This is a genomic window from Prauserella cavernicola (assembly GCF_016595675.1).
Taxonomy (GTDB): domain Bacteria; phylum Actinomycetota; class Actinomycetes; order Mycobacteriales; family Pseudonocardiaceae; genus Prauserella_A; species Prauserella_A cavernicola.
Genome location: NZ_JAENJH010000001.1, coordinates 1,270,503 through 1,290,121, shown reverse-complemented (window position 1 = coordinate 1,290,121; position 19,619 = coordinate 1,270,503). Strand labels below are relative to the sequence as shown.

Genomic DNA, 19,619 nt, shown 5'->3' with positions numbered 1-19,619 from the left:
CCCGCCGGGAGCGTCGGACACGGCCCCGGACCCGCCGCTCACCGGATCCGCCGGGCCCGGCTCCGGCCTGGTCGCGGAGGGTGGCCACCGGCAGGCTGCGACACGACCGCGACACGGTGGCCACCTCGCGGCGACACCGGCTCGCCAGTCTGGCGACCGTGACCTCAGAACAAACGACATCCACTGTGGACGGCGTCGAGCGATCGGTGCCGAGGGGACGCCTGCTCGGCATCGACGTGGTGCGGGCGCTCGCGATCATCGGCGTGTTCGTCGTGCACTTCTCGATGACCGGCTGGCTCCGTCCCGGCCCTCGGGAGCAGACGCCGGCCGTCCTCGACTGGCTGGACGGCGCCACCTCCTCACGGGCGATGAGCCTGTTCGTACTGCTCGCCGGTGTGTCGGTGGCGCTGATGACCGGCGGCGCGCGACCACGGACCGGGCGGACGATGAGGACCGCGTGCCTGCGCGTGGCGGTGCGGGCCGTGGTGCTGTTCCTGCTCAGCCTGGGCATCGACGAGTTCGGAGCGTCGGTGCTCGGCTTCTACGCCGTGCTGCTGGTGTTCCTGCTGCCCTTCACGCGGCTCGGCGCGCGCACGCTGTTCGCGCTCTCGGCCGTGTCGGTCCCGCTGGTGACGCTGTACCCGATCTGGGTGTTCACCGAGCACACCGACTGGCTGATGACGGAGGCGCCCACCGGGCTCGCGGTGCTGACGCGGCCGGACCAGTGGGGTGACTACCTGTTCGGCCTGGTCTTCACCGGCGGTGGCTTCCAGACCGCGTACGGGATTCCGCTGGTGCTCGCCGGGCTCGCGATCGGCAGGCTGGATCTGCACACCCATGCGGTGCGCGTGCGCATGATGATCGGTGGGGCAGGGGTGGCGTTCGCCGCTGGGGCGGTCTCGTGGCTGGCGCTCTATCCGCTGGGCTTCGCGGCCACGATCGACGCCGCGCAGCCGCCCGCCATGCCGTGGCAGGCGCTGCTGGCGATGCCGGGGCCACGCTCGCTGTACGCGACCAGCGCGGTGGGAGTCACGTTCATGATCGGTGTCGCCCTGACCCTGCTCGGGCTCTTCCTGCTGGCGATGGACCGGCCCGGCTGGCGGCGCGCGCTGTGGCCGCTCGCGGCCGCCGGGGGCATGGCGCTGACCTGGTACGCGGGTCACTTCGTCTACCAGAGCGCGATCGGCAGCCCACAGACGTACTCGTTCGTGCACTTCCTCGCGGCGGTCGTGGTGATGCTGGTGGTGTCGGTGCTGTGGCGGCTCCGGCTGCGCAGGGGCCCGCTGGAATGGCTCGTGCACACGGTGATCACGACGGCGGTCCGTTTCGGTCGCCGGTCCGGTCAGGCGGCGCCGTGATAGAAGTACTCGCCGAGGCCGATCGTGAACATCAGCAGGCCGTAGAGCGCGTGTTCCACGGACACGGTCAGCAGCGAGCGGCTGCGCCGGTAGCGATTGGCGAAGATGACGCCCCCGGCGGTGGACAGCACCACCGCGATCCAGTTGCCGAACGCGATGTGCACGAAGCCGAACGTCGCCGCGCTGGCCGCCACCATCAGCGCGCCCTCCCCGAACACGGGGCGGTAGCGGTGGAACAGGAACGTGCGGAACAGCAACTCCTGCGGGTAGACGCTCGCCAGCGGGTAGCCGAGCACGATCAGCGCCCACAATCCCGGTTGTTCGCTGGGCAGCGCCAGCAGCAGATCGGGCGTGGTGAGGGCGACGACGAGCGCGCAGCCCGCCGCCGTGAGCAGCCAGAGGGCGAGCATCGGGCGCAGCTGCCCGGCCAGCGCGCCCGCCCGCCACAGCGACGCGCGGTCGAACGACGGTGAGCGCAGCAGGTAGACCACCGCGGCGGCACCGAGCACGAGCAGTACCGGAATCGGGCTCGTGCCGCGCAACAACAGCGTGTAGAGCACCACCAGCCCGAAGAAGACGATCGCGAACTCGGCCGCGAGGTACGCCTTCGGCAACGTTCTCGGCCCGGCGGTGACAGCGTCCACGGGAACGAACGTACCCACGCACTCGATGGCCAGGCAGGGCGCGGGACGAACCTCACGGCCGTCGCCGTGCGCTGCGCCGACCCGGCGCAGTCAATAGGCTCGGCGGCACGCGATCGTGCATCGAGGGAGGGTCCACGTGGCGCAGGATGTGGTGGTGGTCGGTGCGGGACTGGCGGGGCTGGCGGCCGCGGGTGAGCTGACCCGTCGCGGTTTCGACACGACCGTGCTCGAGGCCTCCGACGAGGTGGGTGGCCGGGTGCGCACCGACGTCGTCGACGGGTTCCGCCTCGACCGGGGCTTCCAGGTGCTGCTGCCCGCCTATCCGGAGCTGCGGGCGAAGGTCGATCTCGCCGCGCTCCGGCTGCGGGCCTTCACCCGGGGCGCGTTGACCGCGGAGCGGCAGCTGCTGGCTCCGCCGCTGCAACCGCGGGCCGTCGCCGGGCTCGCCCGCTGGGCGGCCAAGGGGCCGGTCGCCGGGGCGGGCACCGTGGCCCTGTCGGCGCGTGACGTTCTGCGGCCCTCCGCCCGGTTGCGGCGTCCGCTGAACCGGACCACCGCCGAGGAGCTTCGCAGGGCGCGGGTGTCGGGCGAGCTCTACGAGCAGGTGTTCCGGCCCTTCCTCGCGGGCGTGTTCCTCGACCGGGACCTCACCACGGACGCGCGGATGTTCCATCTCATCTGGCGGTGCTTCCTGCTCGGTGGCGGTGCGGTGCCGGAGCTGGGCATGGGGGAGCTGCCCCGCCAGCTCGCGTCCGGGCTGCCGGGTGGAACCGTGCGGTTCGGTCGCCGCGCGGAGCACGTCGAGCCGGGCCGGGTCCGGCTCGACGACGGCGAGGAGCTGACGCCACGGGCCGTCGTGGTGGCCACCGACGGCACCACCGCGGCACGACTGCTGCCCGGCGTCACTGAGCCCCGATGGCACTCCGTGACGACGTTCTACTTCTCCACCGCACAGGCGCCGCTGCGCGCGCCGACGCTGCTGGTCGACGGAAGTTCGGACCTGCTGCTGAACACCGTGGTGCTGAGCGAGGTCTCCGCCGCCTACGCGCCTGCCGGCCGCTCCCTCGTGGCGGCCTCGGTGCCGGGACGCCTCGACGTCGACGAGCACGTGGTGCGCGAACGGCTCGCGCGGCTGTACGACACGTCCACAACGGACTGGTCGCTCCTCGCCCGGTACCCGGTCGAGCACGCGCTACCCGCGATGGAGGCCGGGCACCCGCTGACGAAACCGGTGCGGCTCGACGACGGGCTCTACGTCTGCGGTGATCACCGGGACACCAGCTCGCTGCAGGGCGCGCTGGTCTCCGGCAGGCGCGCGGCCGCCGCGGTGGTGAGCGAGCTGAGCACCGCGGCGGCGGCCTGAGCGAGTTCAGCCGCCGCCGTTGGACCCGCTGTTGGCCGCGGCGATCCGTGCGCTGCGCACTTCGCGAAACACCTTGCGCAGCGCCGGAATCGCCGCGCCGCCGTGTTCCTCCAGCTGCTCGATCCGGTCGCGCAGCTTCCTCCGGTCCGATCGCGACACCACGCCGCGCAGCTCGACCGCCGCGACGAGCGCGGCCAGCGCGGCGTCCTCCGGCGGCACACTCGTCACCTCGCCGTGACCGCGCAGCGCCTCGTCCACCGCGGCGCGCAGCCGGTTCACCCCGGCCTCGTCGCGCGGCGACACCCGGCGCCGGGGGAGGATTCCCAGGACCGGCGTGGTGTCCAGTTCGATCACGCCCTCGTCGGCCAGCGTTCGCTCCAGTGAGTCCAGAGTGCGCCGGGAATCCTTGCGCACCAACGACTTCCACTTCCGCGGCTTGCCCTCGGCGACCTGGCCGAGGAGCTCGTCGAGCAGTGCGTCACCGGTGGTGCCGCTCTGCTGGAGACTCGCCGTCCCGTCGTCGTCGGCGAGTCTGCCGCGCAGCACCAGGTCGGTGAGCGCGGCTCCCCGGATCAGATAGGCCGTCTGCTGCCGGTCCCGCACCCTGCGCGCCGCCGGGTCGCACGCCAGCAGGTAGGCCTTGGCGGCCAGCGACTGTCCAGTCATCGGTTCAGCCACCCCCTTCGCGACGAGCATATCGGCGATCCGCGACGCCGCAGTCCGAGCGCAAGACGCCGTCGCGGGTCCGCATCGGACTGTTCTCACGCGGTCTCGACGGAATCGTCCCGGATCGGTGCGCTCGCGCGGGGCGTTTCCGCCCGGTGCGCGACGCGACCGGCCCCCGCCGGGCCTCGCTTCCGAACGTCCCTCGGGCTCATGAAAGCGCCTGAACTGCGCAGATCGAGGGCACCCACCTACGTCTCGTGACCGGCCGGGCGCTGCGCGTCGACACTTGCCCGGTGCGTATTGACAGTCGCGATGTGAACAACGATGCTCTGATGCGCACAAGCTAGTCCGGGATCACCCCGGTGCGCTGAACAGAGAGGTTCGCCGTTGACGACCACCGCACCCGTTGTCGAAGTTCTCCACGGGGCTGTCGACCTGCACTGCCATTCGGGCCCCAACCCCTTCGCCAGGGAGTTCGACCACGTCGAGGCGGCTCGCGACGCCGAACGACTGGGAATGCGCGGCATCCTCGTCAAGTCGCACCACCACAACACCGTGATGGACCTGCTCGCGATGAAGCGCGAGCTGAGTGAGGTCAGCACGCCCGTCTTCGGCGGGATCGCGCTGAACGCGCAGGTCGGCGGCATCAACCCCTACGCCGTCGCGATGAGCCTGCGCATGGGTGGCCGCGCGGTCTGGTTCCCCACCTTCTCCAGCCGTTGCCACTGCGAGAACGACCACCACGGGTTCCCCGAGTCCGATGTGGAGATCCCGAACCGGATCATCGACGTCACCGGCGACGACGGAAAGCTCATCGACGAGGTCTACGACGTCATCGACCTGATCGTCGAGAGCGACGCGCTGCTCTCGGCTGGGCACGTGAAGCCCGCCGAGGCGCACGCGATCTTCACCGCGGGCCGCGAACGCGGGGTCCGGCGCATGATCATCAGCCACCCGAACTTCGTGATCGACGCCGACCCTGGACAGTGTGCCGAGCTGGCCGAACTGGGCGCCTACATCGAGCACGAGGTCGGGATGTACGACCCGATGGGCTTCCGGAAGTGGGACCCGGCGCTGCTGCTCGAGTGGATCCGCAAGATCGGCCCCGACCGCACGGTGCTCTCGTCCGACCTGGGCCAGCGCGGCAGGCCGATGCCGGTGGACGCGTTCCGCCGCGTCGGCGAGGAGCTGCTCGCCCTCGGTCTCGGCGAGGACGAGCTGCGGCAGGTCGCCTGCCGCAACCCCGCCTTCCTGCTCGGGCTGGATGCCGAGCGGCCCGACCCGGTCGCGGGGTGAGCCGGACATGCCCTACACCGCGGACGACCCCCGCTCACAGCTGAGCACCGCCGCCGCGCCTGCCCCGGCCGGTGAGCCGCTGCCGCTGCAGACCTTCGATTTCCCGGATCTCGCACCCGACGTGGTGACCGACGGCGGCAGCCGGTCGTGGATCGTGCGCGCCATGAACACCGTCTTCGTGCTCACCGAGCTCGAAGCGGGCGACGCCCTCGACCGCGACGACGCCGACGAGACCTTCGCCGTGGTGCTGAGCGCGCAGGGCACGGTGTCGTTCGAGGCTGGTGGACTCCGCTCGGAGGTGCGGCGCCGCGCGGTGGCGGTGCTGCCGCCGGGTCCGGGCCGCATCGGCGCGGACGCGCCCGCCCGCGTGGTCCGGCTGTTCGCTACGAGCGCGACCGACCTCGTCGAGGCCAGTCGCAACGCGGCGGTGTACCGCGACCAGCCGGACACGATCGCCGTCAGCGACCCGTGGCCGGAGCCGGTGGGCGGCCCACAGCTGCGCGTCTATGCCGACGTCGACGACATCGAGCCCGCGCCGGGCCGGATGGGCCGCATCTTCCGCAACCGGCACGCGATGCTCAACCTGCTCTACCCTCGCGTGGGTCCGCGCGACCCCAGCACGTTGTCGCCGCACCACCACGACGACTTCGAGCAGCTCAGCTACGTGGACGAGGGCAGCTACACCCACCACGTCCGCACCCCGTGGGGCACCGACCGGCGCACCTGGCGCGCCGACGAGCACGTCACGATCGGCGGCCCGTCGCTCACGATCATCCCGCCACCGCTGATCCACACCAGCGAGGCGATCGGCGAGGGCGAGAACCGGATGCTGGACATCTTCGCCGGGCCACGGGCGGACTTCTCGGCCCGGCCGGGCTGGGTGCTCAACGCCGAGGACTACCCGGCGCCCGCCGGGGCGGGGGAGTCGCGGTGAACGCGCTGCACCGCGCCACGGCGACGGGCACCGGCCCCGCGTGGGGAACGTGGATCAAGCTGTCCACTGTGGAGAGCACCGAGATCCTGGCCGGCGCCGGGTTCGACTTCGCGGTCGTGGACCTGGAACACACGCTGCTGGACCTCGGCACGGTGCTGACCCACCTCACCGTCGGCCAGGCGCTCGGGATGCGCATGCTGGTCCGCGTTCCCGACCTCACGCCGTCGCTGATCCAGCGGGTGCTCGACGCCGGAGCCGACGGCATCGTGGCTCCGCACGTCGACGACGCCGAGACCGCCGCCCGGTTCGTCGGCAGCGCCCGGTTCCCGCCGCGCGGCGTGCGCGGCTCGGGCGGGACCTCTCGCGCGGGCGGCTGGGGCCGCGTGCCGAGGGCGGACTACCTGGCCGCCACCGGCCTGCCGGTCGGGCAGATCGAGAGCGTCGCCGCCGTCGAGGATGTCGAGCGCATCGCGCGCACCGAGGGCCTGGGCGCGCTACTGCTCGGGCCGGCCGACCTGGCCATCGACACCGCCGCGACACCCGGTTCGCCGGAACTCGCCGACCAGGCGGCCCGCGTGCGCAGGGCCGCGCGGGAGGCCGGGGTGCTCGTGGGCACCGCGGTCGGCGCGAGCGCCGTGAACCGCGCCCATGCCCAGGACTACGACTTCGTCGTGTGCGGCAACGACGCGACCACGTTGGCGACCGGGTCCGCCGAGCTGATCGCCACCATCCGGGAACTGGCCCGGCATCCCGAGCACGAGGAGAACGTGACATGACCACGACGGTGATGCGCTTCGACCATGTGGTGAAGAAGTACGGCGGGTCGACACTGGCCATCGACGACTTCGACCTCGAGATCGGCGACGGGGAGTTCGTCTCCATCGTCGGTCCCAGCGGCTGCGGCAAGAGCACGCTGCTCAAGCTCGTGATGGGCCTCGAACCGCTCAGTGGCGGCGCCATCTCCTACAGCGCCGACGCGCGCTCGGTCTCCGCGATGACGGGCATGGTGTTCCAGCAGCCGCTGCTGCTGCCGTGGCACACCGTGCTCGACAACGTGCTCGTGCCCTCGTCGCTGCAGAGCCGCGCGCAACGCAAGGCCGACCAGGGCTGGGCGAGGGAACTGATCGAGATGCTGGGCCTTGAGGAGTTCGCCGCCAGCCACCCGTACCAGCTCTCCGGCGGCATGCAGCAGCGCGTGGGCATCGCGCGTGCCCTGCTCCACGACCCGCGGATCCTGCTGATGGACGAGCCGTTCGGCGCGCTCGACGCCATGACCCGCGACCAGCTGACGATGGACCTGCTGCGGATCTGGGAGACCGACCGCAAGACGGTTCTGTTCATCACCCACAGCATCTCCGAGGCCGTGCTGCTGTCGGACCGCGTCGTCGTGCTCACGCCCCGGCCCGGCCGGATCGCCGACACCATCGACATCGACCTGCCCCGGCCGCGCACGCTCGCCACGATCAACACCCCGGAGTTCGGCGAGCACGCCCGCCGCATCCGGCAGGTTCTCGACGGAACGGAAGCGGTGACCTCATGAGCGTCCACGACATCCCGGCCACCGACCAGGAGTCGAGGCCGGGCGAGGCGGTGCGCAGGCACACGGTCCGGCGCGAGGCCGCCAGCGGCCCGGCGCGGCGCAGGCTCTCGGACCTGCCGGGCTGGCTGCTCGCCGGAACCGCGGTCCTGCTGCTGCTGGCCGTGTGGGAAGCCATCGTGCGGGCGTTCTCCGTGTCGGAGTTCCTGTTCCCCGCGCCCACGCGCGTCGTGCAGGCACTCGTCGAGGGCTTCGGCAACGGCACGTTCGGCAAGCACAGCCTGGTGACGTTGCAGGAGATCATCTACGGCTTCGCCATCGCCGTCGTGGTCGGTCTCCTCGTCGCCGTGTGGGTCAGCTCGTCGCGACTGGCGGAGAAGACGCTGCTGCCGATCATCGTGGTGCTGCAGACGGTGCCCAAGGTGGCGCTGGCGCCGCTGTTTCTCGTGTGGTTCGGCTTCGGCATGGAGTCGAAGGTGCTGGCGACCGCGTTGATCGCTTTCTTCCCCGTGCTCGTCAACGCGACGCTGGGCTTCAACTCCACGAGCGTCGAGCAGATCAACATGATGAAGTCCTTCGGCGCCACCCGGCTCCAGATCCTGGCCAGGCTGCGACTGCCCAGCGCACTGCCGAGCATCATGGCGGGACTCGACATGGCCGTGGTGCTCTCGGTGATCGGCGCCGTGGTCGCCGAGTTCGTCGGCTCGCAGGCGGGGCTGGGATACCTGATCCTCGCCAGCAACACCTCGCTCGACGTCGCGACGATGTTCGGCGTTCTCGTCGTGCTCTCGGTGATCGGCCTGATCCTGCACTACATCGTGGTGTTCCTCGGCCGACGCCTGACCTTCTGGTCCGAGGAGAACCGCGGCCGCAACGTCGCCCCCTGATCCCGTTTCCCGCGCAGAGAAAGAACCGATGACCATGCACAGTCGCATGCGATCCCTGCTCGCGCTGACCGCGGCGGGCGTGCTCGCCGCGTCCGTCGCCGGGTGTGGCGCCGGATCGGACGGCAGCTCGGTGGCGATGACCCTGGCCTCCCCGACCTGGAACGCCGGCATCGCCAGTATCGCGGTCTCGCAGGAGCTGGGTTACTTCGAGCAGGAGGGGCTGGACGTCGAGGTCATCCTGACCGACTCGGCCACCACCCAGGCACAGCAGATCGCCACGGGCCAGGTGGCGACGGGGGCGGTGAGTCCCGAGCCCGTCATCCTCGGCAGGCAGCCGGGCAAGGATCTGGACCTCTCCTACTTCATGTCCTACTACCGCAAGAACATCTACGGCCTGCAGGTGCCGGAGAACTCCGGCATCACCTCGGTCGCCGACCTGAAGGGCAAGACGATCGGCGCGATCTCGCTGGCGAGCGCGTCGGTCACCCAGGCCAAGATCGGCCTCGAGGAGGCGGGCGTGCCCGCGGACTCGGTCACGTTCATCGCGATCGGCAGCGGGGCACAGCAGGCGACCGCGGTCAAGGACGGCAACGTCGACGCCGTCGCGCTGCTCGACACGTCGTTCCAGACGCTGGAGAACCAGGGAATCCCGTTGCGCCCCATCGACGTTCCCGGCACCGACGACCTCACCAGCGGTGGGCTCGCCGCGCGCAGCGAGGACCTGAAGGCCAACCCCGATCTCTACGTGAAGCTCGGCAGGGCGATCGCGAAGGGCGTCGTGTTCAGTGCCGCCAACCCCGAGGCGGCGATCCGGATCCTCTACGACTCGCATCCCGAGGCACAGCCCCGTGGACTCGACGAGGACAAGGCGCTCGCCAGCGGGGTGAAGGTGCTCGAGTCGCGGCTGGCCAACCTCGGCACCGACGACGAGCCCTACGGCGAACTGGAGGAGACAGCCATGGAGGCGAGTGTGTCGTACCTGCTCAAGGCCGGGCTCATCGACCAGCCGGTCGAGGCGCGCAGCCTGTTCGACAACTCGCTGATCGAGCGGATCAACGACTTCGACGTCGAGGCCGTCCGCGCGAGCGCGAGGGACCACCAGTCGTGAGCGAGCACGTCGCGATCGACGCCGCGACGCTCGACGCGGGCACCGCCTACCGGTTGCTCACCGGCGTCGTGGTGCCCAGGCCGATCGCGTGGATCACGTCGATGGACGCCTCCGGCGGGCTCAACCTGGCGCCCTTCAGCGCGTTCACCATGGTGGCCAACGATCCGCCGATGGTCGGGGTCAACATCGGGCTGCGGGCGGGCGAGCGCAAGGACACGGCTCGCAACATCGCGCACTCCGGTGAGTACGTCGTGAACATCCCGTCGTGGGGTCTGCGTCAGCAGGTCCACGAGAGCGGGCGCGCGTGGGAACCGGACCTCGACGAGGCTGAGCTGCTGGGGCTGAGCACGGTCCCCAGCGACGTGGTCGGCCCGCCCCGGCTGGCCTGCGCGCCGGTGAGCATGGAGTGCCGCCTGTCGAAGGTCGTGGTGTTCGGCAGGGCGGGCGCGGAGTTCACGGTCGGCGAGGTCGTGCGGTTCCACGTCCGGGCGGACCTGCTCACCGACGGCAAGATCGACACCGTGGAACTCGATCCGGCCGCGCGGCTGGCGGGGCCGAACTACGGACGGCTCGGCTCCGTCGACGCGCTGGCGCCGATCGCGGGAGTGGGAGGCGCTCAGGCGTGACCCATGCTGGTGGAGATCGTCGCCGCGGTCTCCATCAGTGCCCGCCGCTCGGCGGAGTCGTCGGAGAGGTCGAGCACCTCGCGGGTGCTCAGCAGAGCGAGCGAGGCCACCATGCCGCTGCTGTCGTGCACCGGCGCGGCGATGACGGCGATGCCCCTCGGGCTGGTCTGGGTCGCGAAACCCTGCTGTCTGGTGGTGGCGAGCTCGGACTCGAAGGCGGCGCGGTCCTCCGGTTGCAGGCTCCGTGCCGCGCGGCGCACGCGGGAGTCGTCCCGGTGGAACGCGTGGAAGACCTTGGTCTGCGCGGCGAGCGGGGACAGCTGCATGCCCACCCGCACGGTGACCACGATCTCGCGCCCGGCGGGCTCCTCGACGTGCGCGACGACGGGCGCGCTGCCGCCCCACAGCGACAGCACCGTCGTCACGCTGGTCTCTCTGGCCAGCTGCGCCATCGGTTCCGCGGCGAGCTGCAGGATCTCCCGCCTGCCCAGCGCGAACGCGCCGAGCTGGATCAGTGACGGTCCCGGCCCGTAGGAGCGGTCCGGACGCAGTTCGAGCACGTTCGCGGCGACCAAAGAGGACAGGTACCGGTAGGTGGTCGTACGATTCAGGCCGATCAACTCGGCGGCCTCCGACGAGGAGACCGACTCGCGGTGGGGGCCGAAGAGCGCGAGGATCTTGCCGACCCGATCCACGGCCTGGATGTCCATTCCGGCGCCTCATCTCGAACCTGTGCGTACTGTGAACATATCGTTCATATCACGCGCGCCCGCCTGTTGTCAGCGTGGTCGCGTCGCAGGTACGAGCACTCGGTGACGCCGGTCCGCCGGAGGACCAACGGCACCAGCGAGACATCGCCGAGACTCCTACTGTCGAGTCAGGACACCCGACGAAGGAGACACCGATGACTACTGGGGACCTCTCCGACGGCCCGATCGTGGTCGGCACCGACGGCTCCGCGAACGCCGCCGACGCCGTCGCGTGGGCCGCGACGCTCGCCGCCCGGCGGAACCGGGCGCTGCGGATCGTGCACGCCTTCACCACGATCCCCGGGCTTCGTGCGGACGCGCCGCCGATCGCGGACGTCAACGACGCGGTGACGGAAGAGGCGGGCCGCGTGGTGGCCGCCGCGGGCGACGTGGCCAAGGCGGCTGCTCCCGACGTGCGGATCGAGACCGGGGTGCTCAACGGCGACACCGCACCCGCGCTGGTCGCGGAGTCGCGGTCGGCGAGCATGGTCGTGCTCGGCGCGACCGGACGAGGTGGCTTCACCGGCATGCTCACCGGCTCCACGGCGGTGGCCGTGACGGGGCACGCCGAGTGCCCGGTCGCCGTCGTGCGCCGGCGCGACGACGGCACGCTCGCGGCGGACGACGGGCCCGTGCTCGTGGGCGTCGACGGCAGCCCGCTCAGCGAGTGCGCGATCGCCGTCGCGTTCCGGGAGGCGTCCCTGCGCGGCGTTGCGCTCGTGGCGGTGTACGCGTGGCGCGACGTCGAGTACGACGGTGCCTACACCCGCGCGCCGGTGCAGTTCGCGGGCGGTCCCCACGAGCAGGAGCAGCGGGAGCTGCTCGCCGAACGCCTCGCCGGCTACCGGGAGACCTATCCCGACGTCGAGGTGGAGCGCGTGGTGGTGCTCGACCGGCCGAGGCGTCAGCTGCTGGAGCGCTCCCGCACCGCGTCGCTCGTGGTCGTCGGCAGCAGGGGCAGGGGAGGGTTTCGCGGGCTGCTGCTCGGTTCCACCAGCCAGGCGCTGATCCAGCACGCAGGGTGCCCGGTGCTGGTGGCCCGCAACCCCCGCGGTCGCTGACGACCGGGGATCTCGCTACGGCTGAGTCGTCGAACCCGCGTAGGCCAGTGCTCCGACGACCAGCTGGCGGGTCGCCGCGTCCTGCTCTGCCGAACGCGCGACGTGCTCGGCGTTGCGCAGCAGGACAGCCGCGTCGGGGCTGCCCGAGTCGAGCGCGGCGTCGGCCAGGTCGAGCAGGGCGCGCACCCGCCCGTTGAGCGGCGTGACGGTGTGGGCGATCCGTTCGGCTCTGCGGATCAGCGCCCGGAACCGGTCGTCGTCACCGGCGCGCCTCGCGGCTTCGGAGATCGAGGCCAGCGCGCGCACCTGGGCGGGCGGGTCGACAATGCCCTCGGCGAGGGTGTCGGCCCGGCGGTACTCGCCGGAGTCCGCCAGTGCTCGCACCACCGGACACAGTGCCCACGCCTGTGCGAGCGGGTCGGCGATGTCGTGGGTGAGGCGTTCGGCGCGGTCGTGCTCACCGGCTCGTGCGAGCGCCTCCACCACCTCGGACACGGCGTGATCGTGATCGTCGGGATCGGGCAGGCCGCGCGCGGCGGTCTCGGCCTCGCTCACCAGCTCGGCGGCGGTGGTCCCGTCGTCCGCCGCGCTGGTCGTTCGCGCGACCGTGAGTAGTGCGTGCACACGCTCCTCGGGATCGGCCACCGAGCGTGCCGCGGCCGCGGCGTCCCGCAGGAGCGCACCGGTGCCGGCCACCGCGCACAGTGCCCGGGCGCGCTCGGCGGGATCACCGATGGCGTCGGCGATGTCTCGTGCTCGGGTGTTGTCACCACGCTCGACGAGGGATGCCACGATCAGCCGCTCGGTGAGCGCCGTGCCCTTGGCGTCCCCGGTGGCGCGGGCCAGTACGAGGGCGTGGTCGTGCTCTCCCGCCAGCGCGGTCGCGATCGCCGCGGTCCGCAGAGCGAACTCGTGATCGTCCGGGTCGGTGATGGTGGCGGTGACGTCAGCTATCTCGCGCAGCAGCGCGCTCGAGTCCCGGCCGACCTCGGCCATCATCAGGGCGAGCTGTCCCAGCGCGTCCGCGCGGTCGCCGGGATCGGTGAACTCGCGGCCGGTGGCCTCGGCGTCGCTCAGGAGCGCGGCGGCACGATCGCGATCGCCGGCCTTGGCGCTCGCCTGTGCCACGAGCGCGAGGGCCCAGACCCGGTCCATGGGAGCCACGATCGCGCGGGCGAGCTTCGCGGCGTGCTCGACGCGGCCGACCTCGGCCAGTGCCGTGGCGACCTGGCGCAGCGCGATCGAGTTGTGCCGCGGTTCGGTGATGGTGCGGGCGAGCTCTTCGGCGCTGCGCAACAGCGCCGAGGAGCCGTCGAGGTCACCGTCGTTGATCGTGGACATGACCCGAGGCTAACGAGCAGCGCATGCCGCTGTCCTCAGGGATTTCCCCGATCTTGCTTGTCAGGGTGGGCGAATGGGCCTGCGTCACTGTCCACAGTGGCCGCTCGTCGGGAGTTGCTATCCGGTGCCCTCCGCGACGACCGGGTTGGTCAGCTCGCCGAGGCCCTCCACCGCGACGGTCACGGACTGGCCCTCGAACAGCGGGCCGACGCCCGGCGGGGTGCCGGTCAGGATGACGTCGCCCGCGTGCAGGGTGAAGGCCGCCGAGATGTAGGAGACCAGGTGCGGGATGCCGAAGACCAGCTGGTCGGTGGTGCCGTCCTGGCGGAGCTCGCCGTCGACGTGCGCCCGCACCCGCGCGCCCCTCGGGTCGAAGTCGGTCTCGATCCACGGGCCGAGCGGGCACGAGGTGTCGAAGCCCTTGCCGCGCGTGAACTGCACGTCGGCCTTCTGGATGTCCCGCGCCGTGACGTCGTTGGCGACGGTGTAGCCCAGGATCGCCGACGCGGCGTCGCCCTCGGCGACGTTCTTGCACGTCCTGCCGATCACCACGACCAGCTCGGCCTCGTACTGCACGTTGTCCGAGAAGGCGGGCAGCACGATCGGTCGTCCCGGATCCACCAACGCCGACAACGGCTTGAAGAACAGCAGCGGGCGGTCGGGCACCTCGTTGCCGAGCTCGGCCGCGTGGGCCGCGTAGTTGCGTCCCACTCCGATGATCTTGCCCGTCGGCGGGATCGGCGCGTGCAGGGTCGCCGCGTCGGCTGCCACGCTCTCGCCGGTCGTCGAACCGGGGTCGTCGAGCCGGTCCAGCGCGTGGATGCGGTCGTGCTCGTCGAGCACACCGAACCGCGCGGGAGAGCCGTCGACGGAGAATCGGACGATGCGCATCTAGTGCTCCGTTCGGGTCAGCCGGTTCAGTCGGTGAGGAGAATGCAGTGCTCGGTCGCCGCGGACAGCACCACGTTCTCGCCCGGGTTCGCCCGCTGTGGCGGGAAGTCCTGCACCCGGATCTCGTCGGGATGGCCGGGGATCCGGACGAAGTAGTCGATGATGTTGCCGGAGAACATCGACGACACTACCTCGCCACGCAGTGCCACCCGCCCGGTTGTGCTCCGGTCGACATCGGTGGAGATGTCGAAGTGCTCGGGCCGCAGCGCGATCGTGGCCTCGGCGCCCGCGGGCCGGTCGAGCGGGTCCGGGCCGGGAACGGCGAGCTCGGTCCCGTCGGCCAGCCGCATTCGGACGCGATCACCCTCCGCACCGAGGACCGTGGCGTCGAAAAAGTTGGCCAGCCCGACGAAACCGGCCACGAACCGGGTGCGGGGACGGGCGTAGAGCTCCTGCGGCGGCGCGAGCTGCTGGAGCACGCCGTCCTTCATCACGCCGACCACGTCGGCGATCGTCAGTGCCTCCTCCTGGCTGTGGGTCACGTAGACCGCCGTGATGCCGTTGGCCTGCTGCAGCGACCGGATCTCGAAGCGCATCGACTCGCGCAGCACCGCGTCGAGATTGCTCAGCGGCTCGTCGAACAGCAGCAGCCTCGGCCGCGTCACGAGTGCTCTGGCCACGGCCACGCGCTGCTGCTGGCCGCCGCTGAGCTGGGTGATCGACCGGGTCCCATAAGCCGACATGCCGACGATCTCCAGCGCCTCCTCGACCCGGCGGGTGATCTCGGCGCGCGCGACCTTCTTGCGGCGCAACCCGTAGGCGACGTTCTCGAAGGACGTCATGTGCGGCCAGAGCGCGTAGCTCTGGAACACCATGCCGAGTTCCCGGTGCTCTGGTTCCACCGAATGCGTGCTGCTGGCCAGCGTCTCGTGGCCGACCCTGATCTCGCCTCCGGTCGGCTGCTCCAGCCCCGCGATCATGCGCAGGGTGGTGGTCTTGCCGCAGCCGCTGGGCCCCAGCAGGGCGAGCAGCTGCCCCGGTTCGAGGCTCAGCGAGACACCGTCGACGGCGTGGACGTCGCCGTAGGACTTGCGGAGCTCGTGCAGTTCAAGTCCCGCGGCCTCGGCCGAGGCCGAGGTCTGCGCGCCCTCCGCGGAGAGCGTGTTGGCAGTCATGCGGTCACCCCAATTCTTGGCGGAAGCGGTCGATGTTGGCCACGCGCTGCTCGGCGACCCATGCGGCGTCGATCGGGCGGATCCGGTTCAGGTCCAGTTCGATCGGGAACGGCGGGGGACTGGTCTCCACGTCGTCACGAACCGGGATGTAGTTGGTGCCCTCGTACATCGCGGCCTGCCCCTCGGGGCTCATCAGCCACTCGGTGAACATCGCGCCGATCTCGCCGTTCTCGCTGGCGGACGGCACAGCGGTGGCGATGGCCAGCGCGCCGACGCCCTCCTCGGGCAGCACCGCTGCCACCGGGTTGCCGTCCTCGGCCGCCGTGACGACGGTGCCGTAGCCCACGATGCCCGCGTCGAGCTCACCCTGGTTCACGTAGGCCTGGACGGCGTCGTGGCTGCCCGCCGTGCGCGGGCTGAGCTCGCCGAGCCGGTCGTAGAACTCCCAGCCGAACGGCGAACCGATCCGCTCGTTCAGGTAGTGCGTCAGGTACCAGAGCGGGACGTGTGCCCCGTTGGTGGTTTCGGGATCTCCCATACCGATGCGGAACTTCCAGCGGTCGCCGAGCAGGTCCGCCCAGGACGTGGGCACGTCGTCAGCGGGGACGCGCCGCGTGTTGTAGGAGATGACGTAGGGCTGCAACCCGGAGATGACACCCACCGAGCCCGCGGCCTGCTCGCGCACGGTGTCGTTGATCGCGTCGTCGCGCAGCGCGGCCGCGTCGACCGGCGAGAACAGCCCGGGGTTGTTCTGCTCCAGCGCGGTCAGGTCGCTGATGTCGGTGACCACGAGATCGGCCTGCACCGACTCGGCCCTGGCCTCCAGCCCCACGGTGGCCCGCAGGTCGCCGCCGGACTGGTGGAACGAGCGAACGTTCAGGCTCTCGCCGGTGGTCCGGGCGTAGTACTTCTCGAAGCCCTCGACGATGGGCACGATCTCGGTCGGCGACAGCGACTGGTAGAGCACCACCTCTCGATCGCTCGACGAGCACGACGTCGTGGTGGCCAGTGTGAGCACCGTGGCGAGCACGGCGAGCCAGCGGCGTCTCATGTGGACTCCTTCCGGGAGGAAGGGCTGTTGGGAACGACCCCCTGACCGCTCAGCCGTTGTGCGGCGGCGACCAGGATCAGGGTCAGCAGGAACATCACGACACCGAGCGCGCTCGCGCGCTGCAGCCCGTCGGTGCCCTGCCACAGCCCGAGCAGCGCGGTTGCCGCGACCTGAGTGGTGGGCCCGGACAGGATCGCCGAGGCGCTGATCTCGGCGAACGCCTGTACGAACCCGAGGATCCAGGCGTAGATGATGCCGCCCTTCACCAGCGGCAGCGTGATGTGCCACAGGGTCCGGAGCTGGCTTGCCCCGGTCACCCGCGATGCCTCGGACAGGTCCCTGGACACCTGCAGCAGCGCGACCTGTGCGGTGCGGACCCCGAACGGGATGTAGCGCCCGATGTAGGCGACGAGCAGGATCGACAACGTCGCGTACAGGCCGAGTGCTCTCGCCGGTGTCTCCAAATTGGACACGATCACCCCGACCGCAAATGCGGTTCCCGCGATCCCCACCGGTATCACGGTGAGGTAGTCCAGGAAGGCCCGCCCGCGAAGCTCCGTGCGCGTGATGATGAAGGCAAGCAGGAAGCCCAGCACGGCGATCACCGTGGCCGCCGAGACTCCCAGCACCAGACTGTTGACCAGAGCCAGCTGGATCACCTCGTCACCGAGGACGAACGCGTAGTTGTCCAGGGTGAGGTTCGACAGCGTGAACCCGTCGGTCGGGATCCGCAGGAACGAGATCGCGACCATCAGCGTGTAGGGAACCAGCGCGCCCAGCAGGACGTAGAGCAGGCCGATCGCGCCGAACAGGTGCCGGCCCCTGCCGAGGTCGATCAGTCCGACCCGCATGCCCTTGCCTGTGATCGTCTGGAACTTGGCACCCGCGCGGATACTGCGCCGGTAGAGGAACAGCACGCTCATCGACAGCACGGCAGACACCGCCGCGATCGTCGCCGCGAGCCGGAAGTCGCCGTCGGTGAGGATCGAGCGCCGCATCGACACCGTAAGGACGTCGATGCCCAGGATCTGCGGCGTCGCGAACATCGCCAGCGCGTTGCTGAACGACAGCAGACCTCCCGCCATCATGCCGGAGTACATGCTGGGCAGGCTGACCCGCCGGATCGTCTCCAGCGGACCCGCGCCCGCGATGCGGCTGGCCTCCTCCTGGGAGGAGTCCATGTTCGCGAACCCCGGCAGCATGATGATGAACACCAGCGCGACCGTGTTGGGCAGCGCCAGCAGCACGAACCCGCCGAGTGAGAAGATGTCGACGGGGCCTTCCGTCGCCGTACTCGAGAACAGCCACCGCAGGAACACGTTGAGGTATCCGGCGTTGGGCCCGGCGATGAAGATGTAGGCCAGAGTCATCAAGAACGGCGGGCTGGCGAAGCAGATGATGACGGCGAGCCGCACCAGCCGTTTGCCCCACATGTTGGTGCGGGCCACGCCGAACGCGAGCGGGGTGGCGATGAGGACGCTGCCGATACCGGTCGCCGCCGACACCAGCAGCGTGTTCCAGGTCGCCGACAGCAGCCGCTCGTCGGTGACGAACTGGAGGTAGCCGTCGAGGCCGAATCCGCCCTCGCCGTCGCGCAGGCTCTGGACGAGCATGCCGGCGAGGGGGAACGCGACGAAGTAGAGCAGCAGCAGGATGCTGACGACGAAGACGACCCGGATCGGGGCGATCCGGGGCCGTCTGGCGGGTGGCGTGCCCGCCGGTGGGGCGGGCGGACGGTCGGCGACCGCGGTCGGGGCGTCGTTGCCCATGGGTCTCCTCGGTGAGACGTCGCCGGTTCGGCCGGCGGGGGAGGGGAACGGGTCAGTGGTCGACCTCGTACTCGGCGATCAGGCCGTCGCGCGGGCGCAGGCCGGTGCCGGGCTCGGACGAGGGAGTGAGGAAGCCGTTCTCGGGTTGCGGCACGTTCTCGAAGATCGCGTTGTACGCCATCCACTTGTGGAAGTGGTACTCGATGATCTGGCCGTTGCGGACTCCGGCCTGGAGCGCGACGTTGTGCGGTCCGCTGCCGTTGCCGTGCCCGAGCGGGACGTTGAACGCCTCGGCCATCTCGGCGATGCCGAGCGCGGCCGTGTACCCGGCGTCGTTGCAGACGTTGGGCTGGATGATGTCGACGGCGTCCGCGACGAGCAGGTCGCGCGCGGAGTGCAGGTGGTTCGGCCCCGCTGCGATCGGGATGGTGGTCTTGGCCCGCAGTTGCCGCAGCAGAGCGGGATCGTTGTGCAGGATCGGCTCCTCGAGGAAGGAGATGTTGAGCTCCTCGGTGAGCGCGCAGAGCCGGACCGTCTGCGGCAGCGTCATCCGGCAGTTGCCGTCCATCGCCACCCGCACGTCCGGTCCGACCGCCTCGCGGATGGCCGCCATCCGCACGTAGTCGTCCTCCGGATCGGGCACCGCCTGCCTGCCCACGGTGTTCTTGATGTGGACGTTGCCGAGATCGACCAGGTGCTTGGCCTCACGCGCGAGTTCGTCCACCGAGTACACCGGCGCGTCGTCGTAGGCGGCGCCGTGGGTGATGTAGACGGGGATGCGGTCGTGCGCGCCGCCGAGAAGTGTGTGTACCGACAGGCCGGTGTGCTGACCGAGCACGTCCCACAGCGCCACGTCGATCCCGGCCAGAGCGTTGGTCAGCGTGGCGCCGAGATGGCGGACGGTGAGCTGCTTGCGCAGCGCGTTCTGTACCCGCGCGGGACGCAGCGGGTCCATCCCGACCACGATGTCGGCCACGTAGTCGTTGACGAACGAGACGATCGACTTGTGGGCGTAGCCGTGCAGGCCCCAGCCGGTGATGCCCTCGTCGGTGCCGACCTCGATCAGCAGCGCGCGCGTGCGGTTGGGCTTGTCCCGGAACGGGGGAGATTGCATGGGGATGTCGCGCAGGTGGTGGGCTCGTACCTTGGTGATGATCACGATG

Annotated in this window: 19 protein-coding genes; 10 read left to right on the top strand and 9 right to left on the bottom strand. The window is 70.7% G+C overall.

The features are described 5' to 3' along the window. Positions 1–158 precede the first annotated feature (158 nt). Positions 159–1,358, top strand: a complete 1,200-nt coding sequence (locus tag JHE00_RS35805) for a DUF418 domain-containing protein (RefSeq protein WP_200315517.1) — start codon at positions 159–161, stop codon at positions 1,356–1,358. Here the strand turns inward: JHE00_RS35805 and JHE00_RS35800 are convergent. Beyond that, positions 1,343–2,002 carry a CPBP family intramembrane glutamic endopeptidase gene (locus JHE00_RS35800; RefSeq protein WP_200315515.1) on the bottom strand — a complete coding sequence of 220 codons (660 nt, stop codon included), beginning with the start codon at positions 2,000–2,002 and terminating at the stop codon, positions 1,343–1,345. The two genes, JHE00_RS35805 and JHE00_RS35800, sit on opposite strands and share 16 nt — an antisense overlap. A 136-nt stretch (positions 2,003–2,138) precedes the next feature. On the opposite strand from JHE00_RS35800, the gene JHE00_RS06060 reads away from it, so the two are divergent. Continuing rightward, positions 2,139–3,365: an NAD(P)/FAD-dependent oxidoreductase gene (locus JHE00_RS06060; protein ID WP_200315514.1), complete on the top strand. Its 1,227-nt coding sequence runs from the start codon at positions 2,139–2,141 to the stop codon at positions 3,363–3,365. A 6-nt stretch (positions 3,366–3,371) separates the two neighbouring features. Here JHE00_RS06060 and JHE00_RS06055 read toward each other — a convergent pair whose 3' ends face one another. Next, positions 3,372–4,031 (bottom strand): GOLPH3/VPS74 family protein, encoded by a 660-nt coding sequence (locus JHE00_RS06055; protein WP_200315513.1) that lies wholly within the window; start codon positions 4,029–4,031, stop codon positions 3,372–3,374. Positions 4,032–4,418: 387 nt separating this feature from the next. Here JHE00_RS06055 and JHE00_RS06050 point away from each other — a divergent pair, with 387 nt between their 5' ends. The 7 genes from JHE00_RS06050 to JHE00_RS06020 are packed head-to-tail and all read left to right on the top strand — an operon-like array spanning position 4,419 to position 10,419. Then, complete coding sequence (locus JHE00_RS06050; RefSeq protein ID WP_200315512.1) at positions 4,419–5,327, top strand: DUF6282 family protein; 909 nt, start codon at positions 4,419–4,421, stop codon at positions 5,325–5,327. 7 nt (positions 5,328–5,334) lie between these two features. Further along, the gene (locus JHE00_RS06045; protein WP_200315511.1) at positions 5,335–6,261 is read left to right on the top strand and encodes a cupin domain-containing protein; all 927 of its coding nucleotides are present in this window, start codon (positions 5,335–5,337) and stop codon (positions 6,259–6,261) included. Continuing rightward, positions 6,258–7,037, top strand: coding sequence for an HpcH/HpaI aldolase family protein (locus JHE00_RS06040; protein ID WP_200315510.1), 780 nt, complete (start codon positions 6,258–6,260; stop codon positions 7,035–7,037). Before JHE00_RS06045 ends, JHE00_RS06040 begins: the two co-directional genes overlap by 4 nt. Next, positions 7,034–7,801: an ABC transporter ATP-binding protein gene (locus JHE00_RS06035; RefSeq protein ID WP_200315509.1), complete on the top strand. Its 768-nt coding sequence runs from the start codon at positions 7,034–7,036 to the stop codon at positions 7,799–7,801. Before JHE00_RS06040 ends, JHE00_RS06035 begins: the two co-directional genes overlap by 4 nt. Beyond that, positions 7,798–8,685 (top strand): ABC transporter permease, encoded by an 888-nt coding sequence (locus JHE00_RS06030; protein WP_200315508.1) that lies wholly within the window; start codon positions 7,798–7,800, stop codon positions 8,683–8,685. Before JHE00_RS06035 ends, JHE00_RS06030 begins: the two co-directional genes overlap by 4 nt. Before the next feature lie 28 nt (positions 8,686–8,713). After that, positions 8,714–9,793 carry an ABC transporter substrate-binding protein gene (locus tag JHE00_RS06025; RefSeq protein WP_200315506.1) on the top strand — a complete coding sequence of 360 codons (1,080 nt, stop codon included), beginning with the start codon at positions 8,714–8,716 and terminating at the stop codon, positions 9,791–9,793. Further along, on the top strand, positions 9,790–10,419 hold the full coding sequence (locus JHE00_RS06020; RefSeq protein ID WP_200315504.1) for a flavin reductase family protein: 630 nt from the start codon (positions 9,790–9,792) through the stop codon (positions 10,417–10,419). The genes JHE00_RS06025 and JHE00_RS06020 overlap by 4 nt, the downstream gene beginning before the upstream one ends. Here the strand turns inward: JHE00_RS06020 and JHE00_RS06015 are convergent. Next, positions 10,410–11,129, bottom strand: coding sequence for an IclR family transcriptional regulator (locus JHE00_RS06015; RefSeq protein ID WP_200315502.1), 720 nt, complete (start codon positions 11,127–11,129; stop codon positions 10,410–10,412). The genes JHE00_RS06020 and JHE00_RS06015 overlap by 10 nt on opposite strands. 194 nt (positions 11,130–11,323) lie before the next feature. On the opposite strand from JHE00_RS06015, the gene JHE00_RS06010 reads away from it, so the two are divergent. Further along, positions 11,324–12,229 carry a universal stress protein gene (locus tag JHE00_RS06010; RefSeq protein WP_200315500.1) on the top strand — a complete coding sequence of 302 codons (906 nt, stop codon included), beginning with the start codon at positions 11,324–11,326 and terminating at the stop codon, positions 12,227–12,229. A gap of 15 nt (positions 12,230–12,244) precedes the next feature. Here the strand turns inward: JHE00_RS06010 and JHE00_RS06005 are convergent, their stop codons facing one another. The 6 genes from JHE00_RS06005 to JHE00_RS05980 all read right to left on the bottom strand — a co-directional run bounded on the left by JHE00_RS06005 (position 12,245) and on the right by JHE00_RS05980 (position 19,615). After that, positions 12,245–13,570: an ATP-binding protein gene (locus tag JHE00_RS06005; protein WP_200315498.1), complete on the bottom strand. Its 1,326-nt coding sequence runs from the start codon at positions 13,568–13,570 to the stop codon at positions 12,245–12,247. Between the two features lie 117 nt (positions 13,571–13,687). Beyond that, on the bottom strand, positions 13,688–14,461 hold the full coding sequence (locus JHE00_RS06000) for a fumarylacetoacetate hydrolase family protein (protein ID WP_200315496.1): 774 nt from the start codon (positions 14,459–14,461) through the stop codon (positions 13,688–13,690). A 26-nt stretch (positions 14,462–14,487) separates the two neighbouring features. Continuing rightward, on the bottom strand, positions 14,488–15,636 hold the full coding sequence (locus JHE00_RS05995; RefSeq protein ID WP_200315494.1) for an ABC transporter ATP-binding protein: 1,149 nt from the start codon (positions 15,634–15,636) through the stop codon (positions 14,488–14,490). 4 nt (positions 15,637–15,640) lie between these two features. Continuing rightward, positions 15,641–16,687, bottom strand: a complete 1,047-nt coding sequence (locus JHE00_RS05990) for an ABC transporter substrate-binding protein (RefSeq protein WP_200315492.1) — start codon at positions 16,685–16,687, stop codon at positions 15,641–15,643. After that, positions 16,684–18,456 (bottom strand): ABC transporter permease, encoded by a 1,773-nt coding sequence (locus tag JHE00_RS05985; RefSeq protein ID WP_200315490.1) that lies wholly within the window; start codon positions 18,454–18,456, stop codon positions 16,684–16,686. The genes JHE00_RS05990 and JHE00_RS05985 overlap by 4 nt, the downstream gene beginning before the upstream one ends. A gap of 52 nt (positions 18,457–18,508) precedes the next feature. Beyond that, the gene (locus tag JHE00_RS05980; protein ID WP_200315488.1) at positions 18,509–19,615 is read right to left on the bottom strand and encodes a mandelate racemase/muconate lactonizing enzyme family protein; all 1,107 of its coding nucleotides are present in this window, start codon (positions 19,613–19,615) and stop codon (positions 18,509–18,511) included. Between the last annotated feature and the right edge of the window lie 4 nt (positions 19,616–19,619).